At 50.7% G+C, this 22,298-nt stretch carries 18 protein-coding genes; 9 read left to right on the top strand and 9 right to left on the bottom strand.

Annotated elements, in window-relative coordinates; translation table 11 throughout:
- Positions 1-182 precede the first annotated feature (182 nt).
- Both bamE and AB8Q18_07190 read right to left on the bottom strand, forming a co-directional pair.
- Entirely contained in the window at positions 183-995 is an 813-nt protein-coding gene (gene bamE, locus AB8Q18_07185) for an outer membrane protein assembly factor BamE (GenBank protein XDZ52841.1), read from the bottom strand.
- A gap of 37 nt (positions 996-1,032) precedes the next feature.
- Positions 1,033-6,813: a YadA-like family protein gene (locus AB8Q18_07190; GenBank protein ID XDZ52842.1), complete on the bottom strand. Its 5,781-nt coding sequence runs from the start codon at positions 6,811-6,813 to the stop codon at positions 1,033-1,035.
- A 535-nt stretch (positions 6,814-7,348) separates the two neighbouring features.
- Here AB8Q18_07190 and AB8Q18_07195 point away from each other — a divergent pair.
- The gene (locus AB8Q18_07195) at positions 7,349-8,011 is read left to right on the top strand and encodes an XRE family transcriptional regulator (GenBank protein XDZ52843.1); all 663 of its coding nucleotides are present in this window, start codon (positions 7,349-7,351) and stop codon (positions 8,009-8,011) included.
- A gap of 62 nt (positions 8,012-8,073) precedes the next feature.
- Here AB8Q18_07195 and recD read toward each other — a convergent pair whose 3' ends face one another.
- From recD to AB8Q18_07210, 3 genes are read right to left on the bottom strand one after another with little or no spacing between them, the layout of a single operon-like run.
- On the bottom strand, positions 8,074-9,837 hold the full coding sequence (recD, locus tag AB8Q18_07200) for an exodeoxyribonuclease V subunit alpha (protein XDZ52844.1): 1,764 nt from the start codon (positions 9,835-9,837) through the stop codon (positions 8,074-8,076).
- Positions 9,838-9,848: 11 nt separating this feature from the next.
- On the bottom strand, positions 9,849-10,535 hold the full coding sequence (gene lolD, locus AB8Q18_07205) for a lipoprotein-releasing ABC transporter ATP-binding protein LolD (GenBank protein XDZ52845.1): 687 nt from the start codon (positions 10,533-10,535) through the stop codon (positions 9,849-9,851).
- Complete coding sequence (locus AB8Q18_07210) at positions 10,528-11,778, bottom strand: lipoprotein-releasing ABC transporter permease subunit (protein XDZ52906.1); 1,251 nt, start codon at positions 11,776-11,778, stop codon at positions 10,528-10,530. Before AB8Q18_07210 ends, lolD begins: the two co-directional genes overlap by 8 nt.
- A gap of 198 nt (positions 11,779-11,976) precedes the next feature.
- Between AB8Q18_07210 and ttcA the strand changes: the two genes are divergently transcribed.
- From ttcA to AB8Q18_07235, 5 genes are all read left to right on the top strand, one after another.
- Positions 11,977-12,891: a tRNA 2-thiocytidine(32) synthetase TtcA gene (gene ttcA / locus AB8Q18_07215; protein XDZ52846.1), complete on the top strand. Its 915-nt coding sequence runs from the start codon at positions 11,977-11,979 to the stop codon at positions 12,889-12,891.
- Entirely contained in the window at positions 12,881-13,672 is a 792-nt protein-coding gene (locus AB8Q18_07220) for a polyamine aminopropyltransferase (GenBank protein ID XDZ52847.1), read from the top strand. Before ttcA ends, AB8Q18_07220 begins: the two co-directional genes overlap by 11 nt.
- Before the next feature lie 8 nt (positions 13,673-13,680).
- A complete protein-coding gene (locus AB8Q18_07225) occupies positions 13,681-13,998 on the top strand; it encodes a ferredoxin (GenBank protein ID XDZ52848.1) in 318 nt (105 codons plus the stop codon).
- Positions 13,999-14,042: 44 nt separating this feature from the next.
- Positions 14,043-14,669 (top strand): alpha/beta hydrolase, encoded by a 627-nt coding sequence (locus AB8Q18_07230; protein XDZ52849.1) that lies wholly within the window; start codon positions 14,043-14,045, stop codon positions 14,667-14,669.
- Positions 14,670-14,980: 311 nt separating this feature from the next.
- On the top strand, positions 14,981-15,589 hold the full coding sequence (locus AB8Q18_07235) for a LysE family translocator (GenBank protein XDZ52850.1): 609 nt from the start codon (positions 14,981-14,983) through the stop codon (positions 15,587-15,589).
- A 57-nt stretch (positions 15,590-15,646) separates the two neighbouring features.
- On the opposite strand, the gene AB8Q18_07240 is transcribed toward AB8Q18_07235, so the two are convergent.
- A complete protein-coding gene (locus AB8Q18_07240) occupies positions 15,647-16,519 on the bottom strand; it encodes an MBL fold metallo-hydrolase (GenBank protein ID XDZ52851.1) in 873 nt (290 codons plus the stop codon).
- Between the two features lie 123 nt (positions 16,520-16,642).
- Between AB8Q18_07240 and AB8Q18_07245 the strand changes: the two genes are divergently transcribed.
- Positions 16,643-17,539 (top strand): LysR family transcriptional regulator, encoded by an 897-nt coding sequence (locus AB8Q18_07245; GenBank protein XDZ52852.1) that lies wholly within the window; start codon positions 16,643-16,645, stop codon positions 17,537-17,539.
- A 77-nt stretch (positions 17,540-17,616) separates the two neighbouring features.
- Positions 17,617-17,856, top strand: coding sequence for a hypothetical protein (locus AB8Q18_07250; protein ID XDZ52853.1), 240 nt, complete (start codon positions 17,617-17,619; stop codon positions 17,854-17,856).
- 270 nt (positions 17,857-18,126) lie between these two features.
- Here the strand turns inward: AB8Q18_07250 and AB8Q18_07255 are convergent, their stop codons facing one another.
- A complete protein-coding gene (locus AB8Q18_07255; GenBank protein XDZ52854.1) occupies positions 18,127-18,828 on the bottom strand; it encodes an SIMPL domain-containing protein in 702 nt (233 codons plus the stop codon).
- A gap of 261 nt (positions 18,829-19,089) precedes the next feature.
- Here AB8Q18_07255 and AB8Q18_07260 point away from each other — a divergent pair, with 261 nt between their 5' ends.
- A complete protein-coding gene (locus AB8Q18_07260) occupies positions 19,090-20,493 on the top strand; it encodes an L-serine ammonia-lyase (protein ID XDZ52855.1) in 1,404 nt (467 codons plus the stop codon).
- Between the two features lie 78 nt (positions 20,494-20,571).
- On the opposite strand, the gene AB8Q18_07265 is transcribed toward AB8Q18_07260, so the two are convergent.
- Positions 20,572-21,672, bottom strand: a complete 1,101-nt coding sequence (locus AB8Q18_07265) for a pseudouridine synthase (protein XDZ52856.1) — start codon at positions 21,670-21,672, stop codon at positions 20,572-20,574.
- Positions 21,673-21,703: 31 nt separating this feature from the next.
- Positions 21,704-22,276 (bottom strand): SMC-Scp complex subunit ScpB, encoded by a 573-nt coding sequence (locus AB8Q18_07270; GenBank protein XDZ52857.1) that lies wholly within the window; start codon positions 22,274-22,276, stop codon positions 21,704-21,706.
- Between the last annotated feature and the right edge of the window lie 22 nt (positions 22,277-22,298).

The raw sequence follows: 22,298 nt of genomic DNA on the forward strand, positions 1-22,298 counted from the left end.
CGACAGCCAGTTGTTGAAGTGAGCATCACACGGACAGAGCGTATGACTTTATGGGCGCCGTGTTACGTAATTTCAAAGCCTATTATTGATGCATGCTGAACATTCTTGCTGGAACGTTAAAAAATAAAAACCAGAAATCAGCCAAGCTGATTTCTGGTTTTTTGATTGCGCCCTGCGCTGATTTAGTTTTTCTTTTGGCCCTGAATTTCGACCGTCACCCGCCGATCGGGCTGTAAGCAACTAATCAATTCTGGCGTTGCTTTCTGGCCCGAACAGCCTAGCGATTTCGGCATGCTTTTACCGGCACTGCTGGTATGGATCGGTGCATTCAACCCCTGAGCCTGTAAATAAGCTTTAACCGTTTCAGCCCGCTGCATACCCAAACGCTGGTTATAAGCCTCACTGCCTAAGCGATCCGTATGACCGGTCAGTTCAATATTCGCCACGCTGACATAGCCTGACTGAATTTTTGCCACCAATTCATTGAGCTGTGCCTTACCTTTTGGCAGCAGCTCCTCGCCTGAAGCGCCATTAAACTGGAACAAGGCATCGGCTGACAGCTCGATCTGCTCTGCTTTCGCAGCCACAACCGGACGACCGTTGATCAAATCAGCACAGGCTGGCTCACGCCAGAAAAAGCTTTGCGCCAATTTATCTTGATCAAACAATACCTTGTACTGACAGGTCACCACTTCACCGTTAGGCAGTGGAAAATGGAATAAGTAATCCCACTCCACCACGCCAATCAGGCCTTCATTAAAGTGTGGGCGACCCAAAAGATTGTACAGCTGATCTTTGGTCATGCCTGGGCGCACCAGTTTCAATGCGTTCACCACTGGGAAACTACCGGTTTTAAAGCTCACGTTTTCGGCGTCCGGCCAAACCACCTCATCGGTGGTGCCGTTCGATTTAACGTGACTCACGCTGGTACAGGCGCTCAACAACATCGCAGCAACCGTGGTCAAGCCCAGCAGGGTTTTATTCATTTTCTTCATGTTTATTCCTTTGATCATTTCTGTCTGAGTAATGGGTTTACCACTGGTAGCCAACGCCGGCTGATGCGCCGTACTGACTGCGTGCGTTACCAGACATATTGGCTTTAACCACCCAATTACCGTTGTCAGAAATGGTTGACACACCAATTGCGTAACCACTTTCACCGCGCCAAGTACTGCCAGCGATCGCCATCATGCTCTTACCTGGTAGGTAGGCTTGTGGCAAACCTGCTGCGGCCATGGCTGCTGCCACACCGGCACGGCTGTCTTTATCAATGTCATCAATTTTTTGCGACAAGTGATTCACGCTCTTAGAAAGGTTTTTAATGCTGTTATCAAAGTTAAGCACTTTACTTTCAACGCCTTTAAGCTGCTTGACGTTCACCGCATCTGTGTCTTCTTTGCCTTCGGCTACATTGCCCACGGTCACTGGCGTGCCTTTTTCGCCCAAAGTCACCTTGGTCTTGTCTATGCTGCCATCTGCTTTTTTATCGTAGTGAACGGCGCTGTTGTCGATGGCCTTCATCGCATCGTTAATCGTGGTTTGCGTACCGCCTGCCATGTCAAACTCCGCCACATGCTTCACAGAACCATCACGCGTGGTAAACGTGGTTTGCAACCCACCCACAATTTGGCGCACGCTTTCCGCAAAATCATGAACCTGGCCTCCGGTAATCACATCTTTACTGCCGGCGGTAATGCTGCCTTTACCCGCGGTGCCAACGGTCACAGTATTGGTTTCGCCATTGACATTAACGTCAATATTGTCCGCACCATTCATGGTCACTGTATTGCCGCCTGGTTTACCCGGCTGGCTGCCGCCTTCACCTGGTCCTGGATTAACCCCACCAGAGCCATTACCCGTACCGGGGGTGACTTCAATTTCACCGCCTTTACCGTCGACGTACCACTTCACCTTGCTGATCTCGTTTTTCAACTGATCCACGTTCACAGCATCGGTGCCCGCAACGCCTTGGCCAATATTATTAACCACATTGCCGCCCATATTGATGACGCTGTTTTTAGCGACACTGAACCCACCCGCGACATTCAATCCACTCAGGACATTCAGGGCTTTATTGTCGATGCCGGTAATGCTTTCAAGCGTCAGCGCCTTATTCAAAGCCACGCTGATTTGACCAGCCTGATCTTGGCCCGTCTGACGAACGGACACGTTTTGATCCCCTTTTAATGCAATCGTGGCTTTGTCGCCAATTTTGGCCTTTTGATTCTCTTCGTCCGTTAACGTCCAGCCCAGCTCACCCACAGTGTCCGTCAATTGGCTCACGTTCACCGCATCTGTCGCCTCCACGCCTTTTTCTAAGCCCGTGATACGGCCAGCATTATTGATGGTGACGTTGCCAAACTTAGGCGATTCTGCCATCTGCAACGCCATCGAGCCATCGGCGTTGGCCACCGTTTTTAGGTTATGGCCGCTGTATTCGCCGGCCGTTGTGGCCGCACCTTTAATCGCTAAAGTAGTGCCTAGATCACGATGAATAGGACTGCCTTCATTGGCGGTAAAGTTTAAGCCTTCAGCTTTTAAATCTTTCAACTGTTTAACGTTCACACCATCCGTATCTTCACTACCTGCCTGAAGATTGGTGATTTTGGTGTGGTTTAAATTTAAGCCTGTCTTACTCAACACCGGGCCACCGTTGTTGATGGTCAAGCTGTCGCCAGTGAGGTCTTTGGCTAAATCAAACTTTAAGTTATTGCCTTCTTTGGTTACCACGATGTTGCCGTCGGCGTTGCCAAAGTCAACCGTGCTTTCTGGCGCCACTAAGCTCATGTCTTTGCCTTGAGCGGTGACGTTCCAGCCTTTACCAGACGCATCTTTTAATTGGCTCACGTTTACGGCGTCGGTGTCTTCAACCCCTTTTTCTAAGCCTGTGATGCGGCCAGCGTCATTGATGGTGACGTTGCCAAACTTAGGTGATTCCGCCATTTGCAACGCCATCGAGCCATCGGCGTTGGCCACCGTTTTTAGGTTATGGCCGCTGTATTCGCCGGCCGTTGTGGCCGCACCTTTAATCGCTAAAGTAGTGCCTAGATCACGGTGAATAGGACTGCCTTCATTGGCGGTAAAGTTTAAGCCTTCAGCTTTTAAATCTTTCAACTGTTTAACGTTCACGCCATCCGTATCTTCACTACCTGCCTGAAGATTGGTGATTTTGGTGTGGTTTAAATTTAAGCCTGTCTTACTCAACACCGGGCCACCGTTGTTGATGGTCAAGCTGTCGCCGGTGAGGTCTTTAGCTAAATCAAACTTTAAATTATTGCCTTCTTTGCTCACCACGATGTTGCCGTCGGCGTTGCCAAAGTCAACCGTGCTTTCTGGCGCCACTAAGCTCATGTCTTTGCCTTGAGCGGTGACGTTCCAGCCTTTACCAGACGCATCTTTTAATTGGCTCACGTTTACGGCGTCGGTGTCTTCAACCCCTTTTTCTAAGCCCGTGATACGGCCAGCATTATTGATGGTGACGTTGCCAAACTTAGGCGACTCTGCCATTTGCAACGCCATCGAGCCATCGGCGTTGGCCACCGTTTTTAGGTTATGGCCGCTGTATTCACCGGCCGTTGTGGCCGCACCTTTAATCGCTAAAGTAGTGCCTAGATCACGGTGAATCGCGCCGCCTTCATTGCCCGAGAAGTTTAGGCCTTTAGCAGTCAGGTTATTGGTCACATAAGTGATCTGCTTAGTCAGCTGCTTCACGTTGACCGCATCGCCATCATTTGTGCCTTCGGTCAAATTCACAATCTTGGTATTGTTTAGATTGATGCCAGTACGGTTAATCACCGGGCCACCGTTATTGATGGTCAAGCTGTCGCCGGTGAGATCTTTAGCTAAATCAAACTTTAAGTTATTGCCTTCTTTGCTCACCAAGATGTTGCCGTCGGCGTTGCCAAAGTCAACCGTGCTTTCTGGCGCCACTAAGCTCATGTCTTTGCCTTGAGCGGTGACGTTCCATCCTTTACCAGACGCATCTTTTAATTGACTCACGTTTACAGCGTCGGTGTCTTCAACCCCTTTTTCTAAGCCTGTGATGCGGCCAGCGTCATTGATGGTGACGTTGCCAAACTTAGGTGATTCCGCCATTTGCAACGCCATCGAGCCATCGGCGTTGGCCACCGTTTTTAGGTTATGGCCGCTGTATTCGCCGGCCGTTGTGGCCGCACCTTTAATCGCTAAAGTAGTGCCTAGATCACGGTGAATCGCGCCGCCTTCATTGCCCGAGAAGTTTAGGCCTTTAGCAGTCAGGTTATTGGTCACATAAGTGATCTGCTTAGTCAGCTGCTTCACGTTGACCGCATCGCCATCATTCGTGCCTTCGGTCAAATTCACAATCTTGGTGTTGTTTAGATTGATGCCAGTACGGTTAATCACCGGGCCACCGTTATTGATGGTCAAGCTGTCGCCAGTGAGGTCTTTGGCTAAATCAAACTTTAAGTTATTGCCTTCTTTGCTCACCACAATGTTGCCGTCGGTGTTGCCAAAGTCAACCGTGCTTTCTGGCGCCACTAAGCTCATGTCTTTGCCTTGAGCGGTGACGTTCCAGCCTTTACCAGACGCATCTTTTAATTGGCTCACGTTTACGGCGTCGGTGTCTTCAACCCCTTTTTCTAAGCCTGTGATGCGGCCAGCATCATTGATGGTGACGTTGCCAAACTTAGGTGATTCCGCCATTTGCAACGCCATCGAGCCATCGGCGTTGGCCACCGTTTTTAGGTTATGGCCGCTGTATTCGCCAGCCGTTGTGGCCGCACCTTTAATCGCTAAAGTAGTGCCTAGATCACGGTGAATCGCGCCGCCTTCATTGCCCGAGAAGTTTAGGCCTTTAGCAGTCAGGTTATTGGTCACATAAGTGATCTGCTTAGTCAGCTGCTTCACGTTGACCGCATCGCCATCATTCGTGCCTTCGGTCAAATTCACAATCTTGGTGTTGTTTAGATTGATGCCAGTACGGTTAATCACCGGGCCACCGTTATTGATGGTCAAGCTGTCGCCGGTGAGGTCTTTGGCTAAATCAAACTTTAAGTTATTGCCTTCTTTGCTCACCACAATATTGCCGTCGGCGTTACTAAAGTCAACCGTGCTTTCTGGCGCCACTACGCTGCTGTCTTTGCCCTGAGCGGTGACGCTCCAGCCTTTACCTGCAGCCTCTTTTAGCTGATCGACGTTGACTGCATCAGTACCAGCCACACCGGCTTTAAGTCCGCTGATACGGCCTTCATCATTAATGACGATTTCACCAAACTTGGGAGAATCCGCAATTTGTACGGCCAAAGCCCCTTCTTTACCCGCGATGGTTTTGATGTTATTGCCGGAATAAGTGCCGTCTGTGATCGCATCGCCCTTAACCACCAATGTTGTGCCTAAATCTCTATGGATGAGGGTGCCATCATTGGTCAAAAAGTTCAGGCCTTTGCCGGTCAGCTCAATGTTTAGGTTTTTAATTGACTTATCCAGCTGAAATACGTTGACGGCATCGCCTTCATTCGTGCCTTCTTTAACATTAATGATTTTTTGATTATTGAGGTTAATGCCCGTTTTATTTAACACGGGACCACCATTATTAATGGTCAAACTGTCTAGCTTGATGTCTTTATTCAAATCAATGGTCAATTTCTGATTAGCAGCACCTTTCGCTACCTTTAAATTACCGTCCGTATTGCTGAAATCTACAACATCACCAGGCGCCACTGTGCTTGTGTTCGCCCCTTGGGCGCTGACTTTCCAGCCTTTTTCCGCCAGCGTGTGTACCGCTTTCAATTGGCTCACGTTCACGGCATCGGTGTCTTCTGCACCGGCAGACACGTGCTGCATACGGCGCTCGCTGCCTTTGGCGCCTATAGACACAACCGCTTTAGGTGCGCCCGCACCGGTAAGGTAAGCTTGTTTATTAGACGCTGTCGTCTGCGAATCTTGGCCGATGGCCACGCCACCGACCAGGCTGGCGACAGCGCCAGAGCCTAAAGCCAGCGCATTATTTTGAGTGGCGCTGGCGCCGCTCCCAACGGCAATGGCTTGCTCGCCTTTGGCTAAGGTTTGCGTGCTGGCTTGATAACCTGCACCGTCTGATACCCCATCACTGGGCGCTTTTTTCGAATCAGCCCCACCAATGGCAATGGCACGATAACCATCGGCGGTGGCAGAATGGCCCATGGCGATACTGCTGTCACTCTTGGCGTAAGCCACGTTACCAATCGCCGTTGCATAATGTCCTGCGGCAACCGATTGACGCCCAAGCGCAAACGCAGTATTGCCTTTTGCTTGCGCCATTGAACCTAGCGCAATCGCAGAATTCGCCAACGACTCAGCACCTAAACCAATGGCAATGCCCACATCTGTCGCTTGCGCTTTATCACCTAAGGCAATAGAAGCATTAGCGGCTTTGGCTCGATAGCCAATGGCCGTGCTGGCGGCATTTTGCATGAGGTATTCAGTGCCGGTATAGGGATTACCCGGGTTTTTACGGTTCACCAATTGAATATTGGTGTCGCCTGACTTTCCATCATTATTATTCGCCTCTGAATCACAGCCAATCGCAATGGCATTGCTGCCAATCGCCTGCGCTTGCGAGCCGCCTTTACAGGCAGAAATCGCAGTGCCATTACTACCACCAGACGTGGCCCCACCATCGATGCCTGAGGCCGCGTAGACAGTCCCACTCAAAGTGGCCAAAGCTGACACAACCGCCCATGCCGTTTTGGCATCAACCGTGGATTTACTTTTGCTTTTGCTCTTAGTCAGCTCAGAAGCCACTACCCATGTTTTTAATGCCTGACTCCAGACAATTTTAAAGACCTTATTCATTTGTCAACCCTCAACTGTGTTGTACAAGCAGCCACATCATCAATGCTCTTTCGTCTCGTGATGCCTTAAAGCAACCACAAAAAGACTCAATCACGATTTAGCATGTCACCGTGCCTTGTATTTAAATTTATTAAAACTATTTAAAAATAATTCGCAATACTTAAAAGCTATCGCAATAAATAAGACAATCAATATCAAGCATGCTAATATGGGCCTGACAACCAAGCCTTTATTTGCATGCTAATCAGTGAAATTAATCACTTAACTCATTAAATTAAATAGTTACAAAACAAGCGCTTCTATATTGCCAAGCCATAGATCACTTTCGCCGCAATGTTTGCCTCTATCAGTTGATTTTTAAACTGGCCTCCACGCCATCAACCACAATAAGGTGCTTGTTTCATGCAATACTACCACAAAAGGAACTATTAACAACCCTTAATGTGTTTTAATTGTTGTTAGAATCTCACGTTTGCGTTAGAATCAAACCAAGCAATTGAAATATAAAGTCTTTTTAAACGGATAAAATACCACAGTGACAACCACAAACGAAACCCATGAGGCCTCATTAAAGTCACTAGGTGACCGCATACGTGAGACCAGAGAACAACACTTAAAACTATCCCGAGCCAACCTAGCACAGTTGCTTCAGGTGTCGCTGACCACATTGCAAAATTATGAATACGGTACCCGCGACCCAAGCACTACCTTTATGGTTAACTTGGCCAAACTAAGCGATGCGGACTTAGACTGGTTGATGACGGGCATAAAAAAATCGAGTCAAACCACTTCAGACCCTCTGGCCACTCATGTCAAAATCCCTCTAGACAGCAGTCATCAGGGACAATCAGCCCTATCAAATTACGCCCTCTTTACCAAGAACTGGTTATCGTCAAGGCTACAGGCTGACCCTGCCGATCTAATCTTAATGACGGTTAAAGGCAATGCCATGACCGGCATTGTTGAAGATCAAGATGAGGTTTTGGTTAATCTAGCCGACAATCAAGCTGGAGACGGCCTCTATGCGCTGGCCATTAATCAAAACAGAATGATTAAGCACACCCAATCCTTACCCGGCAACATCATGCGCATCAGCAGCAACAACCCCTTATTCTTGCCGTTTGATGTCAATATTGACGACTTAGGCAAAGACATCACCATCATTGGCAGAGTCATCTGGCTGTCGCGTAAGCTTTAAACGACAAAAAGCCCAAGCATCTGCTTGGGCTTTTCTTTTCAATCAATAGCCAACAGCAAAAACTACAGCAATAACGGCAATAGGCTGTCACGCTCGGCCACCTGGCGTGCGGCGGCGACCAATGCTGACGGTTCGCCCACAAAACCAAATGTCGTTCTGGCGCGCGTAATCGCGGTATACACCAAAGCGCGATTCATCAAAGCATAGGCCTGATCTTGCTCATCAATGCTGTAGCTAGGCGGTAGCAGCCATACAGCCTGATACTCCGATCCTTGGCTTTTATGTACGGTAAACGCAAATGCACTCTCATGCTCGGGCAACATACTGAGCGGTAAAGCGCGAAAACCTTCGGCGCTGGGAAAATACACCTTAAGCGTGCCCGCTTCATCCAGCAGCACAATCCCGATGTCGCCATTAAACAGATTAAGTGGATAATCGTTGGCGCTGATCATGATCACTTTACCTGGATAGAACACCTCTTGTGCCTGTCGATGGCCACGCTTAGCCAAATAGCCTTCATACGTTTCATTAAACCGTAGGGCGTCATCCTTTAAGGCACTGAGTACGATGACGTCTTGTTGATGGATAAACGCTTGGGACACATCATTGGCCTGAATGGCCTGCCAATACTGGGCCTGGGCCTGATATAGATCGGGGTATAGGGCCGCCGTTTGCGGCAATAGGCGCAGCTGCTCGGGAAAGTCATTTAAAATATCCGCCACGTCATCGGGCGCTTCATTCACAGCTCGCGCCAAGGCGCCAATGCCGCTTTGGGCATCAAAGCGATGGCTATGGGTTAAAGCCAAGACGCACTGTGCAAGTCCCGGGTCAGCCACGCTGGGTATGCCGTGCTTGGGTAAATAAGCATTCAGCTGTGCCGCCGTTGTCGCAGACAACGCCGTTGGCCGAAACAGCGTCTGCACCACGGCACCAGCGCCTACGGAAGGTAGCTGATCTTTGTCGCCCAACAAAATAAGGCGGCTGTTCGGCGCGGTGGCGGCCAACAGCTGCCGCATCATGCCGCTGTCGATCATAGAGGCTTCGTCGACGATGATTAAATCATAGGGCAAAGGCTGATCCTGATGGTAGCGCGCCTGCTGCGTCAGCGGATTCAATTTTAGGAGGCGATGCAAAGTCTGGCCCTGTAGTCCTTCAACCAAGGGCACAAAAGACAACAGCTCATCCTGCATGACCCAGTCAAGCCGACCTTGTAGGCTAGTAAAGGCCTTTTGAAAAGCCGCAGCCATATGGGCAGCGGCCTTGCCAGTAGGGGCTGCCAAAGCAATGCTGATTTTTTGCTTCAACACCAACAATAGCGTCGCCACAATTTTGGCCACGGTGGTGGTTTTACCGGTACCGGGGCCACCGCTGATCAATAAGAATGCCTGCAATAAAGACAAAGCCGCCGCCTGCTTTTGGCGATCGTGGTTGTCTGCGCCAAACAGCGCCGTCAACACCAGCTGCGCTTCTGCCGGATGAAACTCCAGCGCAGGCTGTTGGCTCAATGCCAATAGCCGCTGGGCTAATTCGGCCTCTTCCTGCCATTGGCGCATAAAGCTTAAGCGCTGGCGCCACAGCAGCAAGGGCGCCACCACTTCGGGCGTGGTGCTAACCAAAGGCATGGCGTTACCCAACGCTTGGGCTTGCCAAGGCGCCAAAGACAAGCAGGTGTGCCCTTCATCTAGGCCATGCACCAGCTGGCGTAAATAAGGCGCCACCGTGGCGAACGCTTGTGGGGCAATCGGCGCCAAAACCGCTGCGGTGGCTTGATACACAGAATGCTCAGCCCGCACGACGTCGAACGAAGTTTGCGTTACACCTGCCACGGCGCCAGTCATTAGCTGAGCACCGCCACTAAGTGGCCCTCTTGCATGGTAAAGACGCGATCAAAACGGGTCGCCAGCTCATCGTCGTGGGTCACCACCACCAGGCTGGTCTGATACTCTTGCTTTAATTCCAGCATCAAACTCAACACGTTTTGGGCATTTTTACGGTCTAGATTGCCCGTTGGTTCGTCTGCCAAGATGCAGGCTGGGCGCGTCACCAGCGCCCGAGCAATGGCCGCGCGCTGACGCTCACCGCCAGACAGCTCGCTAGGGCGATGCTTCACCCTATCTTTCAAACCGACCTGAGTCAAAATGGCCATCGCTAAAGCTTCCGCTTCAGCGCGAGATTTTTTACCAATAAGCAAGGGGATCATCACGTTTTCAAGGGCCGAAAACTCTAGCAATAGGTGATGGAATTGATACACAAAACCCAAATACTGATTGCGTAGATCGCCCAGTTTTTTCTGGCTCAGCTTGGCATAATCCTGGCCTTTGAGGCTGATACGGCCTGACGTCGGCGCGTCTAAGCCGCCGAGTAAATGTAAGAGCGTTGACTTACCGCTGCCAGAGCTGCCCACAATGCTTAGGCTTTCGCCTTCATACACGGATAAGGATAGATTTTGAATCACGTCCACCGATACTTCACCATCGCGATAAGACTTACTTAAGGCGTCACACTGCAATACCAAATTACTCATAGCGTAAAGCCTCCGCTGGTTGGGTTTTCGACGCACGATAGCTGGGGTATAAAGTGGCCAAGAAAGACAGCACCAAAGACACCACAGCAATCACCACCACGTCGCTTAAGCGCACGTCCGAAGGTAGATAATCTAAAAAATACACCTGCGAATTAATCAGCTGCCGGCCCAAAAGCTTTTCGATGCCAGACACAATGTAGCCAACGTTATAAGCCGTCAAAACGCCAAAAAACACGCCGGCCAAAGTACCCATAAAGCCAGAAATAGCGCCTTGAATCATGAATATTTTCATGACACCGCGTGGCGACAGGCCAACGGTGCGCAAAATAGCGATGTCGGCCTGTTTCTCGTTCACCGCCATCACCAACGACGACACCAGGTTAAACGCAGCCACGGCAATGATCAGGGTTAAAATGATGAACATCATCCGCTTTTCTAGTTCCACTGCCTCAAAATAGCTGCGGTTTTTAGCCGTCCAGTCTTCTGCCCACATCTGAGTTTGTCGATCGGGCGTCATGAACGAACGCAAGAAGCTAGGCGCATTTTGCGGGTCTTTAATTTTTAAGCGTACGCCAGAAACGTCTTCGCCATAATGAAATAAAACTTGGGCATCGGCCAAATGAATCATCGCCAAAGTGCTGTCCATTTCAAACACTTTGGTTTTCACCAAGCCCACCACGGTAAAGCGTTTTAGCCGCGGCACCATGCCTGCTGGGGTATTATTGCCTTCTGGCGTGATCACGGTGACCTTGTCACCCATATTCGCACCCAAGGCCTGAGCCAAATCTTGGCCCAAAATAATGCCAAACTCACCCGCTTTTAAATCACTGAATTGGCCAATGGGCATATTCTGCCCATAGTCGACTACGGTGTTTTCGGCAACGGGGTCAATGCCTTTGATCTGCGCGCCGCGCACCACGCCCGAATTAACCAGCAGGCCTTGCTCGGCAATATACGGCGCCGTGCTGATGACTTCAGGTCGATCCTGAGCCAGCTTGGCCAAGCTTTGCCAGCCATTGTGTTCTTCATACGAGAAATAACCGACTTCCACATGGGGGGCCACATTCAGCAATTGGCCGCGAATTTCTTTTTGAAAGCCATTCATCACCGACAACACCACAATCAGTGCCATCACCCCTAAGGCGATGCCCAACACCGACACCAAGCTGATGAATGACACAAACCCATTTCGTTTTTTTGCCCGCAAATAGCGTAGGCCTATCCATGTCTCTAATGAAGCCACTGTATGTCCCATAAAAGCCGTCAATAAAATATCGCCCAGAAGCCTGTCTGGTGCGCCCTCTGATAGAGGCTCAAAACCCTAAAAAGTTTAGCCCATCATGGCCGCCTCATTGTACCTTATACACTTAATGGCCTAACAGCCCTATTTTGCCTTATAATGATGAGTTTACATTAACCCCTGCTTCGAGACCGATACGCCATGCAAGATATTGAAAAAAAACAACAATACGAAAGCAACAAGCTAAATAAGCGCCTGCGCCATCAGGTGGGCGACGCCATTAACGACTTCAAAATGATTGAAGAAGGCGACAAAATCATGGTGTGTCTATCCGGCGGCAAGGATAGCTATGCGTTATTAGACATCCTCATGGGCCTACAGCGCTCAGCACCCATCAACTTCGAACTGGTGGCGGTCAACCTAGACCAAAAGCAACCTGGTTTTCCAGCCGACATTTTGCCGACCTATTTAGAAGGCTTGGGCGTGCCTTACCACATCATCGAAGAAGACACTTACAGCATTGTGAAGCGGGTGATTCCTGAAGGTAAAACCACCTGTAGCCTGTGTAGCCGCCTACGCCGAGGCGTACTCTATCGCGTGGCCAAAGAATTAGGCTGCAGCAAGATCGCCCTAGGCCACCACCGTGACGACATTTTGGAAACCCTCTTCTTGAACATGTTCTACGGCGGTAAATTAAAATCCATGCCGCCTAAACTGGTGTCCGACAACGGTGAGCACATGGTGATTCGCCCTTTGGCCTACGTAAAAGAAAAAGACTTAGTGCGCTTTGCTGAAATGAAGGCATTCCCAATTATTCCGTGCAATCTATGCGGCTCACAGCCTAACTTACAGCGCCAGGTCATCAAAGAATTAATGCAAACCTGGGACAAGCAGTTTCCTGGCCGCCTAGAAACCATGTTCAGCGCCTTGCAAAACGTTGTACCGTCGCATTTGGCCGACCCACAGCTATTTAATTTTGCCCAGCTACAGCGCGGCGAAATCCCCGCCGGCGGCGGCGACACGGCTTTTGACAAAGACGACAGCTTTACCTCCGCCCCCAAAACCATCAGCATTTTAGACAACCGCATTCTCACTGGAGGTGACCATGGCGCGTAACCCCTACCGTCGACGCGTACGGCCTAGCCAAGACCACCTGCCTGAAGTAGACATTTCTGAAGAAGGCAATATTCGCTCTTTGCACCTTGGCAGCGCTACGGTGCAAAGCTCAATGAATTTGGACGACCCAGCTGAACTGGTGTTGTCTTATAGCCGCTCCATGATGGCGTGGCTGTTGTTCATGGATGCCCCTGAGCACATTACTCAAATTGGTCTGGGCGGCGGCTCATTTACCCGCTGGATCGATTTATACTTACCCGATACCCAGTCTGTAGCGGTAGAAATTAATCCCCAGGTCATCGCTGTGGCGCGGGCCTTCTTTGAACTGCCGTTTGAAGGCGAACGATTCAATATTGTCGAAGGTGACGGCGCTGAGTACATTAAGATCTGTCGCGCCAGCACCGACGTCATTATGGTGGACGGCTTCGATGGCGAACAAATTGTAGACGACTTAGTCAGCGAAGATTTTTTTGAGCACTGCAAAACGGCCCTAAGCGATCAAGGCGTGTTCATCACCAACTGGTGGAGCGGCGACAAGCGCTATCAGATGTTTGTCGAACGACTCTTGTCGGTCTTCAACGGCCTCGTGCTAGAAGTACCTGCCGCCAGCCACGGCAATATTGCGGTCATGGCCTTTAAGGACACGCCAGCCATCGTCAAGCTGAATGAGCTGGCGCTGCGTGCCGAACGTCTGTCCGAGCAATACCATTTAGACTTCAAGCAAATGCTGGATACCATTACCAGCAGCAATTTAAACAACGGCAAGACGCTATTCTTATAGGATTTTATATGAGCTTCTTTAAACGCCACGTGTTCATTTGCAACAATACCCGCACCAATGGCCGCCAAAGCTGTGGCGACTGCAACGCCGACGCCATGATGGACTATATGCGCGGTCAGGCCAAAGCCATGGGCCTGATTGGCGAAGGCAAAAACCGCATCAGCAAAGCCGGCTGTCTCGGGCGCTGTGAAGTCGGCCCGGTGATGGTCATTTACCCTGAAGCCACTTGGTATACTTATGTTGATGAGGCCGACGTACAGGAAATTCTGGACGAGCATTTGACTAAAGGCAACATCGTCAACCGCCTTCTGGTTGACCCACAATAACGCACCGCACCATAACAATAAAACAGCATAGATAAAGGACTAATATGTTACGAGCCAACAACATCGTTTGGGTAGAGGGCCCAGTCGGCCGCCTAGAAACCATTTACATTCCAGCCCAAGGCCAAGCGCAAGGCGTGGCGGTGTTAAACCACCCTAACCCCACTCAAGGTGGCACCAACACCAATAAAGTCATTCAAACTGCGGCCAAGGCCTTAAGCAAACTGGGCTACCATTGCTATTTACCCAACCTACGCGGCGTGGGCGAAAGCGACGGCGAACACAACTATGGCCAAGGTGAAGTAGACGATGCCCTCGCCGTAGTCGCTTACGCCAAAGCCGCTCACCCACAAGAAAGCGCCAAACTGGCCGTTGCTGGCTTTTCTTTTGGTGGCTTTGTGGCGTCACAGGTGGTACATCGCGTACACGCCGACAAGCTATTATTGATTGGCCCAGCCGTGGCTACCTATAAAATCCATTCACCCAACGTACCCTCAGTAGACGACACCTTAATCATTCATGGTGAAATCGATGACGTGGTGCCCTTAACCATGGTGACCGCTTGGGCCAAGCCACAAAACCTACCCATCGTCATCATTCCTCAAGCAGGCCACTTCTTCCACGGCCAGCTGATTCTATTAGGCAAAACCATTGAGCGCTACTTCGAGCACTGAGCCGAACCTGCTCAGCTCACCCATGCTAACCGGCCTCGCCGGTTAGCTGCCAAACAATCACCACCATCAGTCTTTGCCTGATCCACTCACTAGCTGCTGGTCAGCACTTCACGCATGCCCCATCTACTCACCCTGCCCTCATCTTGATCAGCAGACACTTAGTCTAATAGGTTGCACGGCTGTTGCTTTTTGACGTGCAGCCACACTATTTACTTTCCAGCCATTCTATTTTTGTTTGGTCTCGCCCCAAAATGAGCTAAGCTTCAGCAGCACTGACATCAAAATAACAACATCACGCTACTTAGGAACCCATGCTTTCTTTCTCCATCATGCTGGCCATGGCCATCTTCGCCCTAACCATGTCCATCACCCCCGGCCCCGTCAATATGGTGATCCTGTCTTCTGGTACCAGCCACGGCGTTCGGCCCACGCAAGGGTTTATCTGCGGCGCAACCCTAGGCTTTATTGCCTTATTGCTCACCGTCAGCCTTGGCTTGATGCAGCTGATCAACGGTCACCCACTGTTTTTAACCAGCCTCACCATCGTCGGCACGGCCTTTTTGGTCTATGTCGGGATCAAAATCGCGCGCGCCACGCCTGTCATACAAGCGGTTAAACGGCCCGTACCCAATTTTGGCCAAGGGGCATTATTACAGTGGCTCAACCCTAAAGCCTGGATTGCCTGCGCTTCTGGCGTCTCGCTCTTTAGTCAGCCAAACACCATGACGCCGCTCTTTACTTTTGCCATGATCTACCTTGTGGTCTGTTATCTGTCTTTGCTGGCATGGGCCTTTGTCGGCGCTAAAATGCGTCACATCCTGAGCCAACCACGACATTTGCGTTGGTTTAATCAATGCCTAGGCGCACTCCTGATTCTCTCCGCCCTGTCCATGCTGTGGCAGCAGCTATTCACCGCATAAACAAAAAACGGCCTAGGGTTCACCCTAGGCCGTTTGCCCCTTAATCATGGCCTCAGCTTACGGCCATTGCATTTCCCCTTTAAGTACTTTAGCGCCCAAGGTCACGTCATCACCTGCGACAAAATCAGGATAGGCACGCGTCAACCCTTGAACCAGCTCTGCCGAATTTTGGGTTTGTGGCAGCAGCTGCTCCACCGTGGCTAAATAACCATCGGTAAAGCGTACCGATGTCAAATTCTGAGCAGCTCCGGGTAAGAAATGTCCTGGCACCACAACTTCCGGCTGTAGCGCGATGATGCTGCGTAATGTTTCACGCCAATGCTGGCGCGCCGCAGGCGTTTGCGCATCAGCCAACCATACGTGCATATTGTTGCCGTAAACCACCACACCGCCCACCACGGCTTTTAATGATGGCACCCACAAATAGGTTTCTGCCGGATTAGGCCCATTCAGCCCTTTAACCTCAATGCGCTCACCGTCAACGGTAAAATGGTCTGCCTTTAATACTTGAGGCACCACAATGTGCTTAGGGGCATTCTCTTTCATCATCGGTGCCCAATAAGCCACTTTACCCGCCTGAGTGGCGTTGATGGCGGCCACCGTCGCTGGCGTAGCCACAATCTTCGCCTGCGGGAACGCAGCCTGAATCACGTCCAAACCGAAATAGAAATCTGGATCAGAATGACTGATGTAAACCGTTGTCAAACGCTTACCGGTGGCCTTAATCTGCTGCACCAAAGCCTCGGCATCATTTTTTTGAAATTGCGCGTCGATTAAGGCAACCTCTGTCGATCCGCTGATGATGTTAGACGAAACGGGAAAAACGCTTTCCTCACCGGGATTGTAAACCGACAACCGCAGCTGCGCCGCCATACTCAGGCTCATGGCCGTCGCCAAAATGGTACTCAACAAAACTTTCTGAATCATCATGCTGCACTCACTATTCTGTTTAATTAACTAAATAAATCAATGCAGCCATTATAAGTTGCATGATTTGGTTAAAAAACCGCATAATATGCACTAGTCTGTTTCATAAAACGAGCAAATCAAGCCATGGACCGCATTTTAGCCGCCAAAGTCTTTCTCACCATTGTCGAAAAAGGCAGCCTCTCTGCCGCTGCCGACACCCTCGACATGTCGCGCGCCATGGTCACGCGCCATTTAGCCACCATGGAGCGCTGGGCCAAAGCACGGCTCCTCCATCGCAGCACTCGCAAGCTCACCCTCACCGACGCCGGCGAACAGGCCTTATTACGCTGTGAGAAGATCTTGGCGCTGGCCACTGAAATCGACCTGATTGAAGACCAAAACGCCCATCAACTCCATGGCTTACTGCGTATCAGCTGCTCCCAGTCACTTGCTCAATCCGCGATTGCGCCTGCGATCACCCAATTTTTAAGCCAGCACCCTGGGCTACGCATTGATTTAAACATCGACAATCAGGCCGTCAACCTCATTGAATCGCGCATCGACTTAGCGCTGCGCATTACCAATGATCTAGACCCCAATATCATTGCGAAACCCTTAGCCACCTGCCATTCCATCGTTTGCGCCACCCCCAGTTATTTAGCCACCCACGGCACACCGAACAGCCTAGCCGAGCTTAGTCAACACAATTGCCTGACCTATTCTTATTTCGGTAAAAGCCTATGGGCCTTTCAGCACGTGCAACGCCAAGAGCCAGAAGCCGTATTGGTGAGCGGCAACCTCAGCGCTAACGAATCCGTCGTGCTTTTAAGCGCCACCCTAGCCCATGCCGGCATCAGCCTACAACCTGCTTACTCGGTTCGCAGCGCCATCGACAGCGGCACCATCGTGGCGCTTCTAACCGACTACCAACCACAGCCACTGGGTATTTATGGCCTTTATACCTCACGCAAGCATATGCCACAGGCGCTACGCGCACTGTTGGATTTTTTGAGTATCTGGTTTCAGAATCATCCCCTGTGACGCGCAACAATATTGCAAAAGCATAAAAAAGGCATTACACTAAAAGCCTAAATGACCCCAGCCAAAGCAGGCTAACCATGTGGTTTAATCTCTTAAAGCCACCATTTGAAGTAGACACCTTAAACGCTTGGGCCCACTTTATTGAAGACATCGCTAAAGTCGCCTTAATCGCGCTGCCGGTTGTCCTTTATGGCGACAGCTCAAACATAGCAAAAAGCCTTAATGCCATCCTCCTACTCTTCATCAGCTACGGCAGCCTATTATTGAGTCGACGCATTCGCCAATATCGGCTGCATCAAACAGGAGCTTCATCATGACTCTAGGTTTAATCATCTTAGCTAGCCTCGTAGCTGGCGCACTCTATGCGTTTGAGCGGGCCACCAAAAACCAGCCCTAACAACACAAAAAGCCCACCGCATACGGTGGGCTTTAATCAATACTCAACTTTGATGATGGCTTATCGCATGGCTCTTACCTTTTATAGCCAACATGCTGGCCCTTGAATCAGGCCTAGGCTAATTGTCGGTTGAAGCGGCCCATACGAGAAAAACAATCGTAGAAGGAGGCGCGAACGCATCCATCATTCATTACAGGCCGTTCACCTGTACTTGGCCAGAAATACTCAACGACACCTGCTCATTACCTGGTTCAGCATCCATCACCGCCATCTCATCCATTGCCGGCGCTGCGGCACGCATCATTTTAGGGGCATAGCCAGCATTATAAGAAGCGGGCGTAGAGCCCATGTCGATGTTCACAATACGATAGCCTTTACCGCCTAGGCCTTTAGCGATGTGGTTGGCCTTATAGCGAAAGCGCTCAATGGCCGTGGTCATCAAGTCTTCTTCAAAAGACTTCATTTTCTTATCAGAAACTGAATAATGCATATTTTGAATCTGAGCCTGCCCTTGCACCGTCGCAATAAGCTTGTTTAAAGCTTGAAAATCTTGGCTTTTCAAGCTAATAGTGGCCTGATCGTACCAAATGGTTTGATCTTTTTTATTGTTACTCGGGTAGCTGCTACGGCCGCTCACGGCCACTTCTACCTTAGGATAGGCCTTGGCTTGAGCCAATACCTGATTCATCTTTTTGGTGACTGCCTGCGCGATCACGGCAGGATCGCGACCTTCTTCACGTACAGACAAACGCACGTTTAATGTATCACGCACCACCTCTTTGCTGACTTGCTCGTTAATCGACACAACGTTGTAATTAAGGCCTTCAGCCATCACGCTTTGGGCGCTCACGCCCAAACCCAGCAAAACAGGAACCAATAGTTTTTTCTTCATGGTGCTTTCACTTTCTGTGTATTTTAGTCTGATGTTAACGTGTGTCACGCACGTCAGTTTACCGTCATTTAGTCAATTGCTGACCAATAAAGTTCCTTTACTTACAACTGCACCCTATTTCTGTAACAGATCATTGCTATTTATGCCACAAGTCGGTGCAGGCTGCTGACTTTTCTCATTAACGTGTATACTCTAGGCTCAAACCAATAGGTTGTCGACTAAGCATCCAACCACGTTACCAGCGTCTCTCAGGAGCAAATCATGATCAGTATTTTTGATATATTTAAAGTTGGCCTTGGCCCTTCTAGTTCACACACCGTCGGCCCCATGAAGGCCGCCGTCGCTTTTGTTGACCTACTGCAACAAACCCAAAATCTCGCGGCCACCGAGCGAATTGCCGTTGAGGTATACGGCTCATTGGCCCTAACCGGCATGGGCCACGCGACCTTTGACGCCCTATTGCTGGGCCTAGAAGGCAGCTTACCCCACGACATCGACCTCAACAGCATTTCCGAACGCCTTGAGCAAATCAACAGCCAAGGCCAGCTACAGCTGACGCCCGAAAAAAGCATCCACTTTGAAGTCGCGCGCGACCTGGTGATTTGCGTCACCGAATCGCTGCCGAAACACCCAAATGGTCTGTGCTTTATTGCCTACGATGATCAGGAAAACAAGCTTCTTAGCCAGGTGTACTACTCCATCGGTGGCGGCTTCATCGTTACTGACGAGGCCTTCGGTCAAGAAAATGCCGACGCTGTCGCCGTACCTTATCCGTTCAGCAACGCCACCGAACTGTTTGCGCTGTGCGCCGAACATCAACTCAGCGTGAGCGAGTTGGTCATGGCCAATGAGGTTGCGCTTTCTGGCCGCGATGAAGCAGCAGTAAAAGCCGGCATTCGCCAAATCAAAGACGTGATGTTCGCCTGCATCGACCGCGGCCTCACCATTAAAGGCATCTTGCCCGGCGGCCTTAAAGTTACCCGCCGCGCGCCGGCCTTGGCCGAAAAAATCTCGGCGCTGCGTGAGAATGGCCAGATCAATACCCAGCTTTGGCCCATGGTCTACGCCATGGCCGTGAATGAAGAAAACGCGGCCGGTGGTCGTGTGGTGACGGCACCCACTAACGGCGCAGCCGGCATCATTCCTTCTGTGCTGAAGTATTTTGCCACCTTCCACCCCAATGCCGACGAAGACACGATTGCCGACTTTTTATTGACCGCCGGCGTGATTGGCATCCTCTATAAAAACAATGCGTCCATCTCTGGCGCCGACGTTGGCTGCCAAGGCGAAGTAGGCGTGGCCTGCTCCATGGCCGCTGGTGCTTTTTCAGCCGTCAGCGGCGGCACCCTGGCTCAAATCGAAAACGCTGCAGAAATGGCCATGGAACATCATCTAGGCCTCACCTGCGACCCCGTTGCCGGCTTGGTGCAAATCCCCTGCATTGAACGCAACGGCATTGCCGCCGAAAAAGCCATTAAGCTGGGCGCACTCTCGCTACTGGAAGACGGCACCCATAAAAAAGTGACCTTAGACATGGTCATCAAAACCATGCTGCAAACGGGCCGCGACATGAAGTCAACCTATAAAGAAACGTCCTTAGCCGGCTTAGCCACCACACTGAAACAAAAAGCGATTGCGGTTTCGGTCAGCGTGATTGAATGCTAAACCCAGGCTAGTCCGAGCCAGCAAAAAAATAGCCTACCGATGTCATCCATCGGTAGGCTATATTGATTGTGCGCTGGCTTATTCGGCCGCAGGCGCCGAACGGCGAATGCGTTCGCCCGGCAATGGCATTTGTGCCCATTTCACAATATTCGCTACTTCGTACTCGTTCAGCTCATAGAACTGGCCACGCTTCAAGCGCGCAGGCAGGCCGATGGGGCCAAAGCGAGTACGCACTAGGCGGCTAACGGTTAACTCTTGGCTTTCAAAGATACGGCGCACTTCACGGTTACGGCCTTCTTTAATCACCACGTTATACCATTTATTCACGCCTTCACCACCTTGTTCTTGCATGCGCTCGACCTTAGCTGGACCATCTTCCAACTCAATGCCTTCACATAAAAGCTTCATGGTGTCAGTGCTGACCTCACCCAAAATACGCACAGCGTATTCACGCTCAACCTCAAAGCTTGGATGGGCAAATCGATTCACCAACTCGCCAGAGGTCGTTAGAATCAACAGGCCACTGGTGTTTACGTCCAAACGGCCAATGGCCACCCAACGCGAGCTATTGGCCTGCGGCAGACGGTCAAAAATGGTCACGCGGCCTTGTGGGTCATCGCGGCTCACAATTTCGCCTTCTTGTTTATAGTACAGCAAAATACGGGGCAGACGGTCGGGCCATTTCACATTGACCTGCTTACCTTTTACCGTCACACGGTCACGTGGGTGGACCTTATCGCCTAAGACGGCCACGTGGCCATTGATGTTGACTAGGCCTTGCTTAATCCAATCTTCCATTTCGCGACGTGAGCCCACGCCCGAGGCAGCCAAGGCTTTTTGTAGGCGCATTGGCTCTAAGCGGTCTAAATCGGTGCGTTTTTCTTTAAGGTTACGGGCACGGTCTTTGATTTCTTGATTGGGGCTACGAACCACCAAACGCTTAGCACGGGTGGTACGCTGCTTGGGCGCACGCGCAGAAGTTGCCTCTGCCACAGGGCGTTCGCCTTGGCGTTTGGTTTCAATGGAATCAAAGGTTTCGCTGCTGCGTGGACCGCTGCGGCGTTGCTGAGCAGAACCGATGTTTAGGCTTTCAACGCTACGAGGACCGCTGCGTCGTTTGGTGGCTGCGCCAGGGGCAGCCGGTTTCGATCGGCCAGGGGCCGCGTTTCTTTTTGACATGAGTCTTTCCTTAAGCAATAAAAGGGATCTTTTATTCTTCTTCTGCGGCGTGGTTAGCGGCAGGTGGGGTTATGTCGGGCAAAACCAATTCACCCAACTCTGTTAATGGCGGCAAATGAGTTAAATCATCCAAGCCTAAATCCATTAAAAACTGCGGGGTCGTCGCCCAAAGTGCGGGACGGCCCAATACTTCTTTGTGGCCAATCACTTCGATCCAGCCACGCTCACTCAGGGTTTGCATCACTTGGGTGGATACATTGACGCCACGAATGGCCTCAATATCACCCCGAGTAGCCGGTTGTTGATACGCAATAATGGCTAAGGTTTCCAGTACCGCTCGCGAATAACGCGGTGCCTTTTCAGGCTCCAGTTTTTCTTTGAGTTCGCTAAAAGCCTCAGCCACTATTTGAAAACGCCAACCTTCGACGGTGTGGACCAACCGTAATGCGCGCTCAGACCAGCGCGCTTGCAGGTTAGCCAACACGTCTACCAAAGCATCTTGTGGCAATGTTGGGGTCCATAACTGTCGCAACTGCTTATCCGTCAACGGGCTTTCGCTGGTCAACAGGGCTGCTTCAATTAAGGTTTCAACAGTCACACTCATGCATGGTTTCCGAATAAAGTTC

The sequence above is a fragment of the Neisseriaceae bacterium CLB008 genome (assembly GCA_041228285.1).
GTDB lineage: Bacteria > Pseudomonadota > Gammaproteobacteria > Burkholderiales > Neisseriaceae > JAGNPU01.